An 18055-nucleotide genomic window follows, 5' to 3' on the forward strand; every position below is an offset into this window, starting at 1 on the left:
GGCTTCAGCCCGCCGATGTCGGCCGGCCCGACTACGGCACGCGCCGCCGCGTTCCTGGGCTCCGCCGGGAAGAGCTGGCCCAGGTCGCCAGCATATCGATCTCGTACTACACCCACCTCGAACAGGGCAACGCCGCGGACGTGTCGACGGAGGTCCTCGAGGCCATCGCCACCGCGCTCAAGCTGACCGACACCGAACGCGCCTACCTCACGCAGCTGGTCAAGCCCACCCGACGCGCCGCCGGCAAACCGGCACCCCGGGCACAGCAGCTTCGCCCCGCTGTCCAGCAGCTGCTCGACGCGATGACCGACGTGCCCGCCTACGTCAACGGCCTCCGCATGGACATCCTCGGCTGGAACAAACCCGCCGCCGCACTATTCGGAAACTGGGCGGAACTCCCGCCGGGAGAGCGCAACTGGGGACGGCTGATCTTCCTCTCCCCCGGCACGCGCGACCTGTTCATCGATTGGGAGCGCAAGGCTCGCGCGGTCACCGGCATCCTGCGCATGCACGCCGGCAGCCACCCCGGCGATCCGGGGCTCACCGCGCTGATCGGCGAGCTGTCGGTGCGCAGCGAAGAGTTCCGCCGGCTCTGGGCGGCCCACGAGGTGCGCCGCAAGAGCCACGGCCCGATGCGGCTGCGCCACCCGCTCGTGGGCGAGCTCCGGATGGCCTACGAGACGTTTCCGCTGCCCGATGACTCCGACCAGATGATGGTCACCTACCACGCCGAACCGGGATCGAAATCCGCCGAAGCGCTGCAACTGCTGACGAGCTGGGGAACGGACGCGACGACACCGATCAACCCCGGCACCACGGTTACCGGTAACGAGCCCGGCGGCCGCTGCCCCGGAAGCGGCTATCCCACTTCGAATGCGCCGATGTCCGGCTTGCCCGTGTACAGCGGGGCGCCCGCGTAGTCCCGGCCGCCGTTGCCGCTGATCGCGACGCCCCGGTTCACCGCGGGCGAGCCGGGACGGACCCGCAGACCGTACGCCGCGGTGAGCCGCGGCCCGGACGCCGGTGTGCCCGCCGCGTAGTCCGGTGCCCCGGTGAACTGCGGGTCCGCGCGGACCGCGTGGGTGTCGCCGGCAGGTACCGGCAGGGTGGCTCCGCCGTAGAGGTTGCTGTCGTAGCGGATGGTCGGACTGGTAGTGAGGGACGCTCCGGCCGTGGTCGAGTACAGGATGTTGTCCGTGATGTCGTAGGACGACGCCAGCGACGTCCCGTAGCCGTAGATCAGGTTCTTGCCGCGGTCGTTGTAGAGCGTGTTGCCGTAGACCTTGGCCTTCGCGGCCTTGTCGGAGTGCAGGTAGAGCGGGTACCTGGTGTTGCCGGCGAGCACGTTGTAGCGCAGCACGACGTCACCGAAGGAGAACTGGCACAACAGGACGCCGTCGCCGTTGCCGTGTGACCAGTTGTACTGGACGACCACCTTGGTGGTGGCCTTGTCGGCGTCGATGCCGTTGGAGTCCGCGCCGTTGGCCTTCTGGCTGGTCTCGGCGACCTCGTTGGACTGGATGGTCACGTCGTCGGCGAAGTAGGCCTCGATGCCGGACGTCCCGGCCCGGTACACGACGTTCCGCTCGACCACCGCGTGCCGGACGCCGGTGAGGTACACGCCGTTGCACCCGTACGCGGTGCCGGGCTGGCTGATGTGGTTGCCGCTGATGACGACGTTCGTGTGCGGGGTGAATTTGCTGTCGCCAGCGCTGGTGCGGCTGCCCCAGCCGGTGGCGACAGCGCCGGGAGCGTCCCCGGAGTACTGCTTGACCGAGATGCCGGCGAAGGAGGTGTTGGTGATGACCGAATTCTGGATCGTGACGCCGTCGAGCACGGTCGGCGTCGCCGGAGGTGCCCCGATGTTCGCCACGGTCGAGTCGAAGACGATGCCGCCGGTCTTCTTCGACCGGTCCCAGCCCGTCTTGAAGTGGATACCGGGTGCGTTGTCCGCCGTGTCGCCGCCGATCCAGTTCACCTCGCCGGTGACGTCGTGGACGTTCACGCCGTCGACGACGAAGCCGTGGAGCACCCGTCCGCCGGTGCCGGTGACGTGGATGCCCCGCAGGTCCTTGAGGTTGGCTCCCGGCGTGCTCGTCGCCGGTGCCTGGTTGGTCACCTCGAGGTGGCGGATCGTCCAGAACTCCTGGTCGGCGAGGCGCACGGTGTCCGCGACCGCGCCACCGCCGTCGATGCGCGGGTTCGCGCCGTCGCCGTACCGGTCGATGGTGACCGGCGCCCCGGAGGCGCCGGAGCCCTTCGGCCACAACTGACCGCTCCAGCGGCCGCCCGCCCGCAGCAGTAGCTGTTCCCCCGCGTGGAACGTCGTCTGGTTGACGCGCGCGAGGCTGCGCCACGCGTGCGCGCTGTCCGTCCCAGCCGCGCTGTCGTTGCCCTGGGCCGCGTCGACGTAGTAGGTCGCGCCGGCTGCTGGCGCGCTGGGCGCGGCACGCGCGCCGGGCGCCGAGGCGGCCAGCAGCGTGGCCGTGACCAACCCCGAAAAGGCTCGTCTGAAGACACGGGACACGTCCTACTCCTCACGCTGTGATTGCAGAAGGCGCGCCCGGCGGGTGAACAGCCCGCCGGGCGTGTCCGGGACCTCAGCCGTTCTGCACCAGGCTGAAGTCGTCGACGTTCACCCAGTTGCCCGCGTTCGCGTCGGAGTACATCCCCACCTGGATCGACCCGTTTGTCACCGTGATGCCGGAGACGCTCACCTTCGTCCAGCTCCCGAGCGAGCCGTTGATCGACGAACTCAGCTCACCCGCGCCGAAGTTCTTTGCGTAGATGGTCGCCTTCTTCTGCCCGCCGCTGCTCTTCACCCACGCCGACAGCGTGTACGTCCCGTTCGGCAGCGAGATGTTCTGATACCGCGAGGCGGTGTAGGCCGACGACGAGCTCTGCGCGAACGCCCACCGCCCGGTGTGCCCGCCCTGCTTGTTGCTGTTGACGGTGCCACCGGTGGTGGTCCAGCCGGCGAGGTCGTTCTGGGCCACCCGGTCGGCCTCCGCGCTCGGGTTGAGGACGTAGTTGTTGCCCCGCCCGACCGCCCACGTCCCCGCGGCCACGTCGACGGTCCACTGGTTCAGCGAGTGGAACACCGGCGTCGAGCCGTTGAAGGTCACCGGCAGCCACTGGTTGTAGCCGATGCCGTTGCCCGCAAAGTCGCTCCACCGGTCACCACCGAACATCACGAACGAGCCGGACGACCCGGTCACCGTGAACGCCAGGCCGGTCTGCGTCACGTGCGAGAAGTCCGCGTCGGTTCCCTGCAGGACGAATTCCCCGGAGTACGGGCCCATGATGTTCTTCGCGCTGATGCAGTACGTGTGGGACGCGTTCCAGCCGTGCAGGTCCGAGGAACAGAAGTAGTACGTCCCGTTGTACTTGAACATGATGTTGCCTTCGCGCCCGCCCGCCGAGCTGTTGTAGACGTTCTTGGCCGGGTCTACCTGCAGGAAGTCTGAGGCGCGCAACGACGACACGTACAGGTGGGAACGGCCGCTCTTGTTGCTGTAGATCAGGTACGCCTTGCCGTCGTCGTCGGTGAAGACCGATTGGTCACCGGACATGCCGGTGGACACACCGCTGATGCTCGACTGCGTCCCCGCCCGGGTGAACCGGCCGTTCGGCGTGCTGCTCGTGGCGAACACCAACCCGCTGTTCAGCTGCGAAACGAGCACGAACTTGCCCGTGTTCGGATTGCGGGCGACGCCGATCCGGCCGACCCAGCCGCCGCCGAGGTCGCTGCCGGTGAGCGCGTTGCCTTCGAACTTCCAGTTCGCGAGATCGGTCGACGAATAGATGGTGATCGCGCTGAGCGAGGTGTCCCCGTTCTTCCCGCCGCCCGGGTTGTTGTAGTAGCTGACCGCGCCGTTGTACTTGGCCCCGTACCAGTAATACGTGCCGCCGACCTTGAGCACCCCGCCGCCCTGGGAGTAGATCGGGTTGCCCGAGGTGTCCTTCCAGAACACGTCGTTCTGGATCGTGGCAGCCGCGGCCTGCGGTACTGGCGCGGCCGTCGCGGGCGCGCCGACGGATGTCAGGACGACGGCGACGGGAAGCACGATCGAGGCGAGTGTTCGCCGGGCTTTCTTCCTCAGCATGTGACGACCTCCTTGTCGAATACCTCTGCTGATTCGTCCGGCTGTCCGCGCTCCCGGAAGCCGCCGGCTCTTCTCAGGACTCGAACGCGCCGAGGTCCGGGGCCTTGCCGGTGTAGGGCAGGCCGACGTTCGTGCCCTTGTCGATCAGCGAACTGCCCGGCGCCAGGCGGAGGTTCGGCAGTACCGGCAGGCTGCCGTCGGACTGACGAGCCGCGTCCCAGCCGGAAGTCGACACGCTCCGGAACTGCGCGTCCGACAGCGTGCCGCCCACGTTCCACGAGTTGTACGACGCGCTCGTACCGGACATGTTCGACGTCAGAGTCCCGCCGTAGGCGATGTTGTTGCGCAGGTTGCCCAGCCCGGTGGCACCGCCGCTCGAGGTGATGCCGAGCATGTTGTAGTCCGGGTGGTTGTTGTAGCTGGTGTTGTTGAAGTAGTCGTTGGCCAGCGTGTGGTGGTTGGCGTAGAAGCCCGCGGCTTTGTTGTTGAACGCGACCGAGTTCCGGATGGTGTGCTTGGCGCCGTTGCTGACGTACTTGCCGCCGTAGCCGCCCATCTTGAAGCCGTTGCCGTTACCCGACGACGTCGTCGTCTCCGGCAGGTAGCCGTTGCGCCAGGCCCACGAGTTCTCGATGGTCACCGAGGAGAACGCGTTGATCAGGTCGAAGCCGTCGTCGGAGTTCCACCACGCACGGCAGCCGCGGAACACGTTGCCCGGGTGGCCGGCGGAGATGTGGGCGCCGAACCCGTCGGCACTTTCGCCGGCGCCGTTCGACGTCCGCGGGTCGTAGTTGTCGTGGGAATCGGAGTTCAGCACGAGGTTGCCGCCGCCGTCCTGGATGAACAGGCCGGGGCCCATGTTGTTGTGCAGGTTCAGCTGTTCGAAGGTGTTGTTGCTGCCGGAGATCCAGATGGCCCACGACTCGTGGTTGAGGTTGTTGTTCTGGGGCACGCCCTTGACCTCCAGCCCCTTGAGGTGGATGAAGTTCCCGGTAACGTCGAAGCCCTTGATCCGGCAGTTGTCACTCACCCGGGAGAAGTCGAAGACGGGTGTCTCCCCGGGGTACGCCCAGTAGCGGATCGGGTTGCCGGAACTGCCGCTCTTGCTCAGCGTGATCGCGTCCACCCGGTCGGTCCCGCTCGCGCAGGCCTTGTTCGCCCGCGTGTAGGTGTAGGTGCCGCCGCGCAGGTACACCGTGTCACCCGCCTGGGCGACGGCCTGGGCGTGCGCGACCGACGCCCACGGCGCGGCCTGTGTCCCGGCGGCGCTGTCACTGCCGCCCGGGGCGACGTAGTAGGTATTCGCGGCCGCCGGGCTGCCCGCGGCGGCCGGGGTGCCGGCCACGGCGGCGGTCACGGCGGCCGCGGACAACACGAGCACACGGCCCAAAACAGAGGGTTTCATCGCACACTCCAAGGTGGGAGGCTTCGTGGGCGCCGCCGTCGGACACCGGCGGCGACCACGAAGCGGCTTCAGTTGCAGTTGCCGGAACACGGCACGAACGGCGCCGTGGTGCCGGTCAGCGTGGTGGTGCCGAGCGTCAGCCCGGCCGCGCTCGCGGTCACCGTGATGGTGCCCGCGCCCGTCGCCCGCACCAGGCCGTAGGCGACGCCCTGGTAGGCCTTGCGCACCGAGCCGCGGAACGTCTCCTGCACCGGGCTCCCGCTGTCCACCGCCACCAGCACACCCGGCCCGCTCACCGTGAAGGTGATCGGGGCCGACGAGCCGGTCACCACCCGGCCGGACGCGTCGGCGACGGTCGCCTTCACGTAGGAGACGTCGTCGGTGTCGGTCGACACTGTGCTGTGGTCGGGTGCGAGCAGCACGCGGCTCGCGGTAGTGCCGGTCGCCGGTGGTGACGTCGTGGGCGCACTCCACGCCCGCTGCCACGAGTACCCGATCGGGCGGACCGTGCCCACGGCGTCCATCAGCCCGAAGTCCGGCTCGGCGCGCGGCCACAGCCCGTCGGCCTCACCCAGGTACGCCGCACCGGTCCACACGAACAGGCCGGTGATGTTCGCGTTGTTCCGGACGGTCGTCCAGGCCCCGGTGTCGGTGCCCATCTCGGTGAACAGCCCGGCCCGCGCCGGGGACGCCTTGGCAGCCTGGACGACCTCGTCGGGGCGGTAGTTGCCGCCGAAGACGTCCACGATGGTCCGGGTGGCCCCCGTGACGTCCCCGCTGTCGCCCGGCCGGAACAGCGCCTGGGTCACCGGACGGCCGTCCAAGGCGTGCGCGATCGCGACCATCTTCGTCAGCAGGGGCGTCCGGGTCGCGATCGGGTCGCGGATCTCGTTGCCGGTGCTCCACATCGCCACGCTCGGGTGGTTGCGGTCGCGCGTGATCACGCTGGTCGCGTCCACCTGGTACCACGGCACCGAGCCACTCGCTCCGGGTACCGCGGGCGTGCCGGTGGGAGTGGTCGCCGTCCGGTTGAAGTAGGTCGCGTAGTCGCCGACGTCGGAGTACTTGTGCTGGGTCCAGACGTCGAAGAACTCGTCGAGGACCAGGAAGCCCATCCGGTCGGTGAGGTCGAGGAACGCCGGGCTCGGCGGGTCGTGCGCGGTGCGGATGGCGTTCACCCCGAGCGCCTTCAGCTGGGCCAGCCGCCGCTGGACCGCCCGCTGCGGCGCGGCCATCCCGAGGCCGTGGAGGTCCTGGTGCAGGGCGACCCCCTGGAACTTCACGCTCTTGCCGTTCAGGCTCATGCCCGTCGCGGCGTTGAACGTCAAGGTGCGGATGCCGACCGACGTGATGTCGTCGTCCACCACCGTGCCGCCGACGAGGACGTTGGTGGCCAGCGAGTATAGGTTCGGGTTCGCCAGGTCCCACAGCTTCGGGTTGCTCACCGGCACGTCGTAGGCGAAGGTGGCCGACGTCCCGGCGGCGATGGTCTTGGCCGCCGTCGTGACCGCGGGCAGCGTGGCCCCGCCGGGATCGGTGAGGACACCTTGGACGCTGACGCTGGCCGCCGCGCCACTCTCGTTGACCACCGTGGTCTCCGCGTGCACCGTCTTGTTGCCGGGCGTGGTGACGCGGGTGGCCCACTGGGCGACGTGTAGCGGGTCGGTCGCGATCAACCGGACGTCGCGGTAGATTCCCGCACCCGTGTAGTAGCGGGACGCCGGTTGCGAAGTCGTGTCCGTTTTCACCGCCACGACGTTGTCGCCGCCGAGCTTCGCCGCCGCCGTGATGTCGTAACGGAAACTTGTGTAGCCGTATGGGTGGGTGCCGATGAGCGTGCCGTTGACGTACACGCTCGCGTTGGCCATCACACCGTCGAACTCGAGTGACACCCGGCGGCCCGCTGGCACCCCGGCCAGCGAGAAGTGCTTGCGGTACCAGCCGATGCCCGACGGCAGATACCCGCCCCGGCCGGTGCTCGGCGCCGACTGCGAGAACGGGTTCGACGGCGGGTTCTTGCCTTCGATGCTCCAGTCGTGCGGCACGCTGAGCTTGCGCCAGCTGCTGTCGTTGTAGGACGCACCACTGGCACCGCTGGCGTCCCCGTAGTTGAACAACCAGCCCGCGTCGAAGTCCGTGACCGTCCGGTACCGGTTCGCCGCGGTGGCGGACACCCCGGTCAGCGGGACGAGCACGAGCGCCAGCACACCGATGAGGAATTGCCGGAGCGTGGACAACACCATCACCTCTCCCTCAGCGCAGGAAGCCGGCCAGCGGCAGGTTCAGTTCGCGGACGCCCTGCACGACCAGGTTCGACATCTGGGTCGCGCCGTAGGCGGAGAAGTGCGTGTTGTCGGTGACGCCGTCGGCCGCCTGGGTCAGGTAGATCTTCTGCGAGCCCGCCGGGCCGAGGGACTCGACCAGTGCCTTGCTCTTGGCGGTCAGGTCGATCACCGGGACGTTCGCGCTCTTGCCCAGCGCACGGATCACCGCGGGCAGGTCCACACCGACGCCGTTGACGTGCAGTGCGGTCGCGGTCAGCTTCGTGCCGCTGAACAGCCGTCGCACCGGCGGGGTCACCAGCACCGGGATCCCGCCGCGTTCCCGCACGCCGTTGACCATCTTGGTGAGGTTGTCGCGGAACGCCGTCGCCGACGTCTGCTTGTCGTTGTGCCCGAACTGGATGAACACCAGATCTTTGCTCTTGATCAACGGCTTCATCGTCGGGAACAGGGCCTTGTTGGCCAGGAAGCTGCCTGAGCTCTCGCCGGAGTCCGCGTAGTTGGCGACCACGGCACCGCTGCGCACCGCCGTGGGCAGGATCTGCCCCCAGCCGGTGTAGGGGGCGACCGGCTGGTCGCAGACCGTCGAATCGCCGGCTAGGTACGTCACCAGCGGGGCCGCGGCCGGGGTGACGGTCAGCGAACCGATCGCCGGAGTGGCTCCCGCGAAGGTGATGTCCAGCCCCGGGGTACCGGTGCCGCCCTGACCGGTGGGCTGCCCCTCCGGGTTGCGCACGTTGACCGTGACCGTCGTGGGAACGACCTGGCCCGCGTTCGTCCGGACGGTGTTCAGCACCTGCCGCCGCGCCTCCACCGAAATCGACGTCTCGGCCGCCTTCGGGCCGCCCAGCCCCACCGTGACGTCGTAATTTCCCGGCGAGACCGCGAAATGGCACTTGATCGGCGCCGATCCCGAACACTGCGGGGGAAGGGCCCGCTCGGCTGCCACGGCGGCGGGCACCGGGGTCAGCGCCGCGGCCACAGCCAGGACGGCGAGCATCCCGTTGTTCTTGGCGGACATGCGAACTCCTCTATCCGATAGGCATGATCGAGCGCCGGTCCACACCGGCATCCTGGAGCTGGACTCGACAGGATCAGGCAATCAGGAGCGTTCCCATCATAACGCTCCGCCCGATTTTGCGATACTCCTGTAAGCGCTTTCTCGAACAACGATCTCGCCCCTGGGCCGCTGCCGGCTTGAGAGCCGGACCGCGACCTCCCCCAGCACGATCGGTGACCAGTCGGCCTGCCGGACCGTCAGCCCGCCCAGTGAGCTCACCGGATCTCCTGTACATCGGATCCCTTCTCCGACCGTCGCCGGCGATCTCACCGGAATTCGTCCTTGAATCGGTTCACGCACGTTAAGCGCGTCCGATGCGCCTCGTCAACCAACAGCGCCAGAAGCAAAGTACGAGCCCCCTCGAAAGAATCGAACGATTCAGCCGGACGCAGCAGGAATCGATCAAACAATCAAGAAATCGCTTACGCACGGTCGTCCGGCGGCTGCCACCGCTTCTGCCTGCCATCGCCCCACGGAAGCGTGGTGAACGACCGTCGGCGGCTTCAGAGGTGACCGGCTCGCCGCAGCCACGAGAAGGCGAGCCAGCCGACCGGGACCCGGGACCAGAACGTGACCACGCGGTAGAGCACGGCCGCCGCGAAGGCGACCGGAGGCTGGAGTCCCACCGCGGTCAGCTGGGCCGCCAGGATCACCTCGGCCCCGCCCGCCCCGCCGGGCACCGGCAGGACACCGGCGAGGGCGCTGCCCGCCACGACGAGCAGGAGATCACCGAACGACGCGGTGCTGCCGAACGCCTGGACGGCCGCGGCCAGTGCCGCGGTCGAGCCCAGCGTCACCAGCAGGTTTCCCGCCACGGCGAGCCCGGCGCGGCCGGGCGCGGCCAGCGCGAACCGGAACGAAGCGAAGGTGGCCACCGCCGCCGAGCGCAGCTTGCTCCCCCACCGCCGGCCGACCGGCGTGCACCCCAGCGCAACCACGACGGCGGCCAGCACCGCCACGGCGATCGGTGCCACCGGGCCGGAGACCGCCGAACCCACGGCCGCGAGCCGTCCCGATGCGATCAGGCCCGGCAACGCCACCGCCACCGTCACGACCACCGCGGTGGCCTGCGCCGCCCCGACCGCGCCTGCCGCGCCGGTGGTCGCGACCCCGCGCCGCTGCAGGAACCGGACGTTGGTCGCCATCCCGCCGAGGTTCCCCGGCGCGACGAGGTTGCCGAACGCACCCGCCAGCTGGGCGACCGTCGTGAGCCCCCACGGCAGGGACACCGGCGCGACGGCCCGCAGGGCCAGCACGTTGCCCAGCAGCGGCACGAGGAAGACCAGCACCGCGGCGAGCACCCACAGCGGCTCGGCGGTGCCGAGGACCGCTCCGAGGTCCGCGGTGCCGGCGGTGCGGACGAAGGCGACCAGCGCCACCACGACGACGACCGCCGTCGCGCAGCGGATCAGGATACTCCGGCGGTTGGTTCGCGGGGCCGCGCCCAGACTGTCGATCACGGTTCCATGCTGGTCGCGGCGGCGCCGGAAAACGTCGGCGTGCAGCGGTATCCGCACCTACCGCGGACGCGGTACTAGCCGGCCTCGCCGCGCAGCGGCAGCACAGCGTGCACCTCGTACTGCCCGTCGTCCCGGAATCCGGCCGTGCACGTACCCCCGGCGCTGGAAGCGCGTTCCCGCATGCCGATGAGCCCGTGCCCGGTGCCGGCTCCGCGGTAGCCGGGCCGTCCGGGATTGGACACCGTCAGTGCCAGCTGATCACCGGTGTAGGTGAGCGCGACGTCCACGCGGCGTTCGCTGCCGTGTTTGCCGGCGTTCGTCAGCGCTTCCTGCACGATCCGGTACGCCGCGAGGTCGGCGGCGCCGGCCAGCGGCCGGGCGGTCCCGTGGGAGGTCAGGCGGACGTCGTACCCGGCGGACCGGAAGGAGTCCACCAGCGACCCCACCTCGGCGAACCCCGGGACGGACCGGCGGGATTCGGGTGGGTCGTCGTCCTGGCGCAGCAGGCCCACCGTCGCGCGCAGCTCGTCGAGCGCGGCCCGGCTGGTGTCCTTGATGCCGGCCAAGGCCTGGCGGGCTTGGTCCGGTTGGCGGTCCAGCAGGTGGTGGGCGACTCCGGCCTGGGCGTTGACGAGGGTGATGTGGTGGGCGACGACGTCGTGGAGGTCCCGCGCGATGCGGACGCGTTCGTCGCGCACCCGGCGGCGCGCCTCCTCCTCGCGGGTGCGTTCGGCTTCGCGGGCCTTGTCCTGGGCCTGGCGCAGGACCGCGCGGTTGGCGCGCACGGAGTCGCCGACCGCGACGGCGATCCCGACGTAGTTGGCGGGCAGCAGGTTGCGGATGTCGAGCAGCTGCTCCGAGCGCCACCATGCCGAGCTGATCGTCAGCAGGAACGCCGCGGCCGCCGCGGCGGCCCACGCCGTGCGGCGGTCGGTGTACCGGGCGAGGGTGTAGAGCGCGACGATCGCCGGCACGTCGACGATCACCGCGTGCGGGCGGATCACCGGCAGCGCGGCGCTGAACACCACGGTCACCCCGGCGACCGCCTCCGGGCGCCGGTACCGCACCAGCAGCGCCACGCACTCGGCCAGGTACACCGCGAGCTGCCAGGTACTCGGCGGCACCCAGCCGTCCGCGCCCCGGTAGGACAGCTGGAACACCCCGACCAGCACGGCGGCCACCACCGGCGCCGCGACGTGCCACCACCGCGGCGGATTCACCGCGGCGCCCGGGGCGTGACGAGCCCGGTCTCGTAGGCGAAGACCACCAGCTGGGCCCGGTCCCGCGATCCGGTCTTCATCATCGCGCGGTTGACGTGCGTCTTCGCCGTCGCGGCGCTGATGAACAGCTTCGCGGCGATCTCCGCATTGGACAGACCCGCCCCCACCAGGGCTGTGATCTCCTGTTCCCGTGCGGTCAGCTCGCCCAGCTCCGCCCGCGGCCCGGCCTCCCTGGCCTCCGGCTGGGCCAGGAACCGGCCGATCAGCGCCGTGGTCGCCGACGGCGACAGGAGCGACTCCCCCGCCGCCACCGTGCGGATGGCCTGCAGTAGCACCTCCGGCTCGACGCCCTTGCCCAGGAAGCCGCTGGCCCCGGCCCGCAGCGCGGCCACCACGAACTCGTCGGTCTCGAACGTGGTCAGGACCAGGACCTTCACCCCGGCGAGGTCCTCGTCCGCGGTGATCCGCCGGGTGGCCTCGATGCCGTCCACCCCGGGCATGCGGATGTCCATCACGACGACGTCGGCCTGCGCCTCCCGGGCCTTGGTGACCGCGTCCTGCCCGTCGGCGGCCTCGGCGACCACCGCCATGTCCTCGTCGGCGTCGATGAGGAGGCGGAAGGTGGCCCGCAGCAGAGCCTGGTCGTCGGCGAGCAGGACGCGGATCGTCATCGGATCATCATCTCCCGCGTCTCCGGCTCCCGCTCGGGGCCTTCGACCGACAGCCGCGGCGTGATCCGCTCCGCCCACCGCGGGTAGACCCAGTTGGCCCGGCCCAGCAGCGTCATCACGGCGGGGATCAGCGTCATCCGCACCACGAACGCGTCCACCAGCACGGCGATCGCCAAGCCGATCCCGATCATGGCCACGATCCGCTCACCGCTGAACCCGAACGAGGCGAACACGCAGAGCATGATCGTGGCCGCGACGGCGATGACCCGGCCCGTCTCGGCGACCCCGGCCCGCACCGCGCGCCTGCTGTCGCGGGTGTGGACCCACTCCTCGTGCATCCGGCTGACCAGGAACACCTGGTAGTCCATCGACAACCCGAACATGACCCCGACCACCAACACGGGCACCAGGTACATCACCGGCGCCCCGGAACCGACGCCCAGCAGCGCCAGCCCCCAGCCGTTCTGGAAAATCGCGGTGACCGCGCCCAGCCCGACCGCGATGGTGGCGATGTTGCTCACCGCACCCACCAGCGGCACCAGGATGCTACGGAAGGCCAGGGCCAGCAGCAGGAAGCCGAGCAGCGCGACGAGCCCGAGGTAGAGCGGCAGCTTGCTCATCAGCGCGTCGGCGACGTCGATGCTGGTGGCGGTCTGACCACCGACGTAGACCTTCAGCGCGGTGCCCGCCTCCGCGGCCGGGATGACGTCGTCGCGCAGCGTCGTGACGAGGTCCGCGGTCTGCTCGGCCTGGGCCGTGGTCGCCGGAGTCACGGTCGCCGAGGCGACCGGCTGCCCGGCGCGTGCCGGGGCGGGGGCGACGTGCGCGACGCCGGGGAAGTCTTCCAGCCGGTGCGTGAGCGCGGCGAACGCCCGGGACGAAGCGGTGTCCGGCGTGCTCGCGACCAGCAGCAAGGAGGCGTCGAAACCGTCGCCGAAGGCGCCGGCCATCAGGTCGTGGTAAGCGCGGGTGGGCGTGCCCACCGGGTCGCTGCTCGCATCCGCGTTGCCCACCCGCATGCCCAGCACGGGCGAGGCGAGCAGCACCGTCACGACGAGCGCGGCGCCGCCCGCGGCCACCGGCAACCGCTGCACGAGGTTCGCCCAGCGAGCGGCCAGGGGCGTCTTGGCGGCCCGGCGCTCGGCCAGCGGGAAGCGTCCGGCGGCGATGGCCGCGCGGTCCTTTCGCGACAGCACCCGGTAGCCGAGGAACCCGAGCAGGGCGGGCAGGAGCGTGAGCGCGGCCGCGACGGTGAACAGGACTGTGACCGCGGCGGCCTGCGCCATGCCGGTGAGCAGGCCGAGGCCGACCACGAACATGCCGAGCAGCGCGATCATCACCGTCACCCCGGCGAACACCACCGCGCGGCCGGAGGTGTCGGCGGCCTGCGCCAGCGCGTCCGGCACGCTCGTGCCGGCCCGCAGCGCCTTGCGGTGCCGGTTCACGATGAACAGCGCGTAGTCGATGCCGACGCCCAGGCCGATCAGCGCGCCCATGGTGAGGCTGGTCGCCGCGAGATCGATCACGTGGGACGCCAGCATCACGACCAGCAGCGACGCACCCACGCCGACCAGGCCCGTGACGATCGGCAGCACCGCCGCCCACACGGATCGGAACAACAACAGCAGCAGGACCAGCGCGGCGAGGATCCCGATCGCCTCGGTGCCGTTCGACCCCGCGGGCTTCTCGGTGAACGCCTGCCCGCCGGCCTGGACGTCGAAGCCCGGCGCCCGCAGCTGCTCGGCGGCCTGGACGATCGGTTCGGTGGCGGCGCCCTTGTCGAGGACGACGGTCGCGTACGCGGTGCCGGCGCCGGGGTTGAGCTGGGCGGCACCCACCGCGGTGTATGGGCTGACGACCTGCTTCACCCCGGGCAGCGCGGAGATGTCGTGCAGTGTCGCGGTGACCCGCTCGCGCACGGGACCGGACCCGACATCGCCGGTGTGCCACACGATCGTGCCACGGACGACGTTCGCCGAAGCTTGCCCGCCGGCTTCGCCGAGCAGGTGGTAGGCGGTGGCCGACTCGCTGTCCGGCATGTCGGCGGAGTCGGTGAACGCCGCACCGGCGCCGAACACCAGCAAGGCCAGGGCGACGAGGCCGCCCACCCAGCCGGCGAGGACGACACCCCGCCTCCGGAAGCACCAACGTGCGAGAGAACTCACGGTGAGAAGCCTTTCGGGAAGGAAGTCGGTCAACGACCAGCCTTCCGGTCCCGGCCGTCCACGGCGTCAGCCTCGCGCGGTCATCGCCGTACCGCATCCGCGGTACGGCGGCGCCTCAGTAAGGCGCGGTCGCCGGCCAGACGATCGCGCTCGTCGGGATCGTCGCGGTGAGCTGCCGGAAGTCGGCGGCCGGGACGGCACCCTGGTCGCGCAGGGCGGTGGCGATCAGCCGGGCGACCTCGATCGCGCCGGACGCCTGGAAGTGCGTGTTGTCCTGGCTGCCGTCGGGGTAGTTCGGGTACTTCCCCGCCGGGAAGATCATGAAGTACTTCTTCGTCCCCTCGACACCCGCGCGGTTCCAGAGCGCCGTGCTGGCCGCGGTCAGGTCGACCAGCGGCACCCGCTTGGCCGCCGCGAGCTCCCGCATCGCCGCCGGGTAGGCACCGTGGGACGGGGTGATCACGCCCGTGCTGCCGAAGTGACGCCGTTCCACCGGCGTCAGGAGGATCGGGATCGCTCCTTTGGCCCGGCTCTTGTCGATGTACTGCGAGAGGTACTGCTTGTACGTCGTCGACGGCTCGGTGTAGCGGGCTGGGTCGTCGCTCTTCTCGTCGTTGTGCCCGAACGAGATCAGCAGGTAGTCGCCCTTCTTGATGAGCCCGAGGATGTGGTCGAGCCGGCCGAGGTCGATGAAGCTCTTGGAGCTGGCCCCCGACTTGGCCACGTTCACCGCGACGGCGTTCGGCGTCAGGAACACCGGCAGCGCCTGACCCCACCCCGCCCGCGGGGCCTGCGCCGAAACGTAGGTCGACGCGGTGGAATCCCCCGCGATGTAGACATGCGTCACGGTCGCCGCCGAGGCACTCACCCCGCCGCCGGTCACCGCCATCGCCGCCCCGATGACGGCGACCAGGCTCGCGAACCCTCGCTTCTTCCTCATGCGCGTACTCCTTTCCGAAAGGGATTACCGCAACGCACTCACCTGCAGCGGTCCGAACCGGATGCGTACCGCGAACCCGTCCGGCCAGCCGATCTCGACTCCCTCGGTGGTGGCCGAGGCAACCGGATGCTCCGTCTCGGTGCCCAGCACGGCCAAGGCCGCGAAGACGCCCCTGCCCTGGACGTCCGCGGTGAGCCGCGGGAGCGACACCCACGAGTCGACGGCGGTGCCGTGCGGCGCGCGGGCTTCGTCTTGGCCGGTCCAGCCGGAGAGGGGCCGGAGCACGGACCGGCCGGGCGCGGTGGCCCAGCCCGTCTGCTCGACGACCGCGCCCGGCGGGGCGCCGAGCACGCGGTGCACCCGCAGCTCGTCCCGCCCGCGGACGACGGTGACGCTCTCCACGCGCAGCCCGGGCACCGCCGCCGGGCCGTGCCCGAACACCGGGCGGTGCCAGGACGCGGCCCAGCCCCAGCCGTCGCCCTGGCCCGCGCCGAGCGGGTGGATCCGGCGCCGGACGCTGCGGACGCCGTCGACCACGACGGCGAAGTGGTTGTCGGGCGGGTTGTCCCGCGCAGTCGGCCCGGTCCGGGTCGAGTAGGCGAAGCGGCCGTAGTGCGGGTTGTCCTCGGCCGCCGACTCGGCCTGGTGGGGCCGGACGTCGTGGCTGCCGTGGTTGTGCAGCCGGACGACGCCGTCGTCGCGGGTCGACTGCAGCAGCAGGCCCATCGTCGGCAGCGCCAACACGGTGTCGGCCGTTTCGCTCGGCGCGGGTTCCTCGGTGGCCGTCCACAGCGGATGCTCCGGCGGCGCGAGCAGGCACACGAACGCCTTCGACGCCCAATACGGCGAGGCCGGACCGGAGTAGTGCTGCACTGTCGGCAGGTGGGGCCCGTGCCAGCCGAGGCTCAGCAGCCCGCGCTCGTCCACGGCGCCGCGGTCGAGGAAGTAGTGCAGCGCGCCGCTGAGCAGCCGTCGTGACACCCCCGGCGGCAACGGCGTGTTCCCGGTGACGGCGCCGAGGCCGACCGCCGACGCGGCCGCGAACCGGTAGGTCAACGACCGTCCGAAGTGGAGTGGTGCGCCGTCGCCGCCGAACCACAGCCCGAAGCTCTCGAGGTGCTCGCGCAGCCGGGGGCCGAAGTGCGTGGCTTCGCCCGCGAGGTGGGCGTCCAGCACCGGGTACAGGTGCAGCGCCCAGCCGTTGTAGTGGTCGAAGGCGCGGCCGTCGCCGTCGGCGTACCAGCCGTCGCCGCGGTACCAGCCCTCCAGCAGCTCCAGCGCCCGCTCGCGGGCCTGGACGGTCTCGACGTCGGCGCGGCCCACCTCGGCGAGGAACCCGGCCACCGTGAACGGGAACAGGTACCAGTTGTTGGGCGCCGGGAGGTGCCGAAGCGCGCCGCGCAGCCAGGCCTCGATCCGGTCCTGCACGGCGGGCGCGAGGTGGTCCCACAGCCAGGGCCGGGTCAGCCGCAAGCCGAGGGCGATCGAGGCCGATTCGACCATCGGCTGACTGCGGTCGGCGATCACCGGCCACGACTCCGCGTCGTCACGTCCCGGCGACCGGGTGCCCGCATCGAGGCCTTCGGCGTACCGCTCGAGCCAGCCGTGCGGGTCCTTCCCGTCCTCCCCGGCGACCCGGAAGGCGGCGGCGAGGAAGGTGCGGGCGAAGCCCTCCAGGCCGTCCGAGCGGACACCGCTGCCCGACGGCGGCCCCGGCAGATCAAGCCGGGCGCCACCCGGGGTGGCCCACCGCCACGCCGCCGTCAGCAGGCCGTCCGCCACGGCAAGCCAGTGGTCCCGCGTGTACCCGGTGTGCGGGCTCAGCACGCGGTCTTCGCCGGGCAGCTTCACGCGATCATCCCCAGGCGCTCGCGGTGGACAGGGTGAGCGAACGGCTGCCCGGCCGCCCAGCGGGTGACCTCGGCGACGGCCAGTTCGGCCAGCCGCCGCAGCTCGTTGCCCTGGGAGCCGGCCAGGTGCGGGGTGATCAGCACGCTGTCGTCCGTCCACAGCGGATGGTCCGGTCGAAGGACCTCCGGGTCGGTGACGTCGAGGATCGCCCGGATTCGGCGGGCGCCGGTGGCCTCGGCCAGGGCGTCCTGGTCGAGCACCGCGCCGCGGGCGGTGTTGATCAGCACGGCGTCCGGCCGCATCGCCGCGATCAGCTCGCGCCCGACCAGCCCCCGGGTTTCCGGCAGCAGCGGGGTGTGCACGCTGACGACGTCCGCGCGGGCGAACAACGCGGCCAGGCCCACCGGTTCCGCGCCCAGCTCCGCCGCCTCCGCGGCCGTCAGGTGCGGGTCGTGCACGAGGACGTGGAAGTCGTGTGGCCGCAGCAGGCCGATCACCCGCCGTCCGATCATCGACGCCGACAGGATGCCGACGGTCCGCCGGTAGTTGCCCAGGTGCGGCGGCACGCTCAGGCCGTCGTCCGCACACCGCGCGATCCGGTGATCACGGGCGCGTTCCAGGACTCGTTTGCCGGAGAGCAGGATCATCGCCAGGGTGTACTCGGCCACCGGTACCGCGTTCGCCGCCGCGGCGGACGTCACGGCGATCCCCCGCTCCCAGCACGCCTCGGTGACGTGCCCGCGGACCGAGCCCGCGGTGTGCACGACCGCCCGCAGCCGCGGCGCGCGGGCGAGTACGGACGCGTCCAGCGGCCGGCAGCCCCAGCCGGTGACCAGCAGCTCGACGTCGCGCAGGACGGCGTGAGCGGCTGCACTCGTGAAGTCGGCGAGCACTC

Annotated in this window: 13 protein-coding genes; 1 reads left to right on the top strand and 12 read right to left on the bottom strand. The window is 70.8% G+C overall.

Annotated elements, in window-relative coordinates:
• The first annotated feature begins 98 nt into the window (after positions 1 to 98).
• Positions 99 to 920 carry a helix-turn-helix transcriptional regulator gene (locus AB0G28_RS28230; protein WP_361095335.1) on the top strand — a complete coding sequence of 274 codons (822 nt, stop codon included), beginning with the start codon at positions 99 to 101 and terminating at the stop codon, positions 918 to 920.
• Here the strand turns inward: AB0G28_RS28230 and AB0G28_RS28235 are convergent.
• The 12 genes from AB0G28_RS28235 to AB0G28_RS28290 all read right to left on the bottom strand — a co-directional run.
• Positions 860 to 2527 carry a right-handed parallel beta-helix repeat-containing protein gene (locus AB0G28_RS28235; protein WP_361095284.1) on the bottom strand — a complete coding sequence of 556 codons (1668 nt, stop codon included), beginning with the start codon at positions 2525 to 2527 and terminating at the stop codon, positions 860 to 862. The two genes, AB0G28_RS28230 and AB0G28_RS28235, sit on opposite strands and share 61 nt — an antisense overlap.
• Before the next feature lie 73 nt (positions 2528 to 2600).
• Complete coding sequence (locus tag AB0G28_RS28240) at positions 2601 to 4106, bottom strand: family 43 glycosylhydrolase (RefSeq protein ID WP_361095287.1); 1506 nt, start codon at positions 4104 to 4106, stop codon at positions 2601 to 2603.
• Positions 4107 to 4179: 73 nt separating this feature from the next.
• Positions 4180 to 5511 (bottom strand): right-handed parallel beta-helix repeat-containing protein, encoded by a 1332-nt coding sequence (locus tag AB0G28_RS28245; protein ID WP_361095290.1) that lies wholly within the window; start codon positions 5509 to 5511, stop codon positions 4180 to 4182.
• A 68-nt stretch (positions 5512 to 5579) separates the two neighbouring features.
• Entirely contained in the window at positions 5580 to 7754 is a 2175-nt protein-coding gene (locus AB0G28_RS28250; RefSeq protein WP_361095293.1) for a glycoside hydrolase family 2 TIM barrel-domain containing protein, read from the bottom strand.
• A gap of 10 nt (positions 7755 to 7764) precedes the next feature.
• Complete coding sequence (locus AB0G28_RS28255) at positions 7765 to 8814, bottom strand: rhamnogalacturonan acetylesterase (RefSeq protein WP_361095296.1); 1050 nt, start codon at positions 8812 to 8814, stop codon at positions 7765 to 7767.
• Positions 8815 to 9356: 542 nt separating this feature from the next.
• Positions 9357 to 10313: a lysylphosphatidylglycerol synthase domain-containing protein gene (locus AB0G28_RS28260; RefSeq protein ID WP_361095300.1), complete on the bottom strand. Its 957-nt coding sequence runs from the start codon at positions 10311 to 10313 to the stop codon at positions 9357 to 9359.
• 74 nt (positions 10314 to 10387) lie between these two features.
• Positions 10388 to 11533, bottom strand: coding sequence for a histidine kinase (locus tag AB0G28_RS28265; protein WP_361095303.1), 1146 nt, complete (start codon positions 11531 to 11533; stop codon positions 10388 to 10390).
• A complete protein-coding gene (locus tag AB0G28_RS28270; protein WP_361095306.1) occupies positions 11530 to 12204 on the bottom strand; it encodes a response regulator transcription factor in 675 nt (224 codons plus the stop codon). Before AB0G28_RS28270 ends, AB0G28_RS28265 begins: the two co-directional genes overlap by 4 nt.
• Positions 12201 to 14369 (bottom strand): MMPL family transporter, encoded by a 2169-nt coding sequence (locus tag AB0G28_RS28275; protein WP_361095309.1) that lies wholly within the window; start codon positions 14367 to 14369, stop codon positions 12201 to 12203. The genes AB0G28_RS28270 and AB0G28_RS28275 overlap by 4 nt, the downstream gene beginning before the upstream one ends.
• A 115-nt stretch (positions 14370 to 14484) precedes the next feature.
• A complete protein-coding gene (locus tag AB0G28_RS28280; protein ID WP_361095312.1) occupies positions 14485 to 15309 on the bottom strand; it encodes a rhamnogalacturonan acetylesterase in 825 nt (274 codons plus the stop codon).
• 24 nt (positions 15310 to 15333) lie between these two features.
• Positions 15334 to 17160, bottom strand: coding sequence for a DUF2264 domain-containing protein (locus AB0G28_RS28285; protein ID WP_361095315.1), 1827 nt, complete (start codon positions 17158 to 17160; stop codon positions 15334 to 15336).
• The coding region (locus AB0G28_RS28290; RefSeq protein WP_361095318.1) for a hydroxyacid dehydrogenase at positions 17157 to 18055 on the bottom strand (899 nt) is incomplete at its 5' end. The genes AB0G28_RS28285 and AB0G28_RS28290, both read right to left, overlap by 4 nt.

The organism is Amycolatopsis sp. NPDC021455 (assembly GCF_040640995.1).
Classification (GTDB): Bacteria; Actinomycetota; Actinomycetes; order Mycobacteriales; family Pseudonocardiaceae; genus Amycolatopsis.

What these genes read in the sequence shown, in the direction of transcription:
- AB0G28_RS28255 (WP_361095296.1), bottom strand. Translation starts at nt 8,814, where the DNA reads ATGTCCGCCAAGAACAACGGGATGCTCGCCGTCCTGGCTGTGGCCGCG.
- AB0G28_RS28250 (WP_361095293.1), bottom strand. Translation starts at nt 7,754, where the DNA reads ATGGTGTTGTCCACGCTCCGGCAATTCCTCATCGGTGTGCTGGCGCTC.
- AB0G28_RS28270 (WP_361095306.1), bottom strand. Translation starts at nt 12,204, where the DNA reads ATGACGATCCGCGTCCTGCTCGCCGACGACCAGGCTCTGCTGCGGGCC.
- AB0G28_RS28280 (WP_361095312.1), bottom strand. Translation starts at nt 15,309, where the DNA reads ATGAGGAAGAAGCGAGGGTTCGCGAGCCTGGTCGCCGTCATCGGGGCG.
- AB0G28_RS28245 (WP_361095290.1), bottom strand. Translation starts at nt 5,511, where the DNA reads ATGAAACCCTCTGTTTTGGGCCGTGTGCTCGTGTTGTCCGCGGCCGCC.
- AB0G28_RS28240 (WP_361095287.1), bottom strand. Translation starts at nt 4,106, where the DNA reads ATGCTGAGGAAGAAAGCCCGGCGAACACTCGCCTCGATCGTGCTTCCC.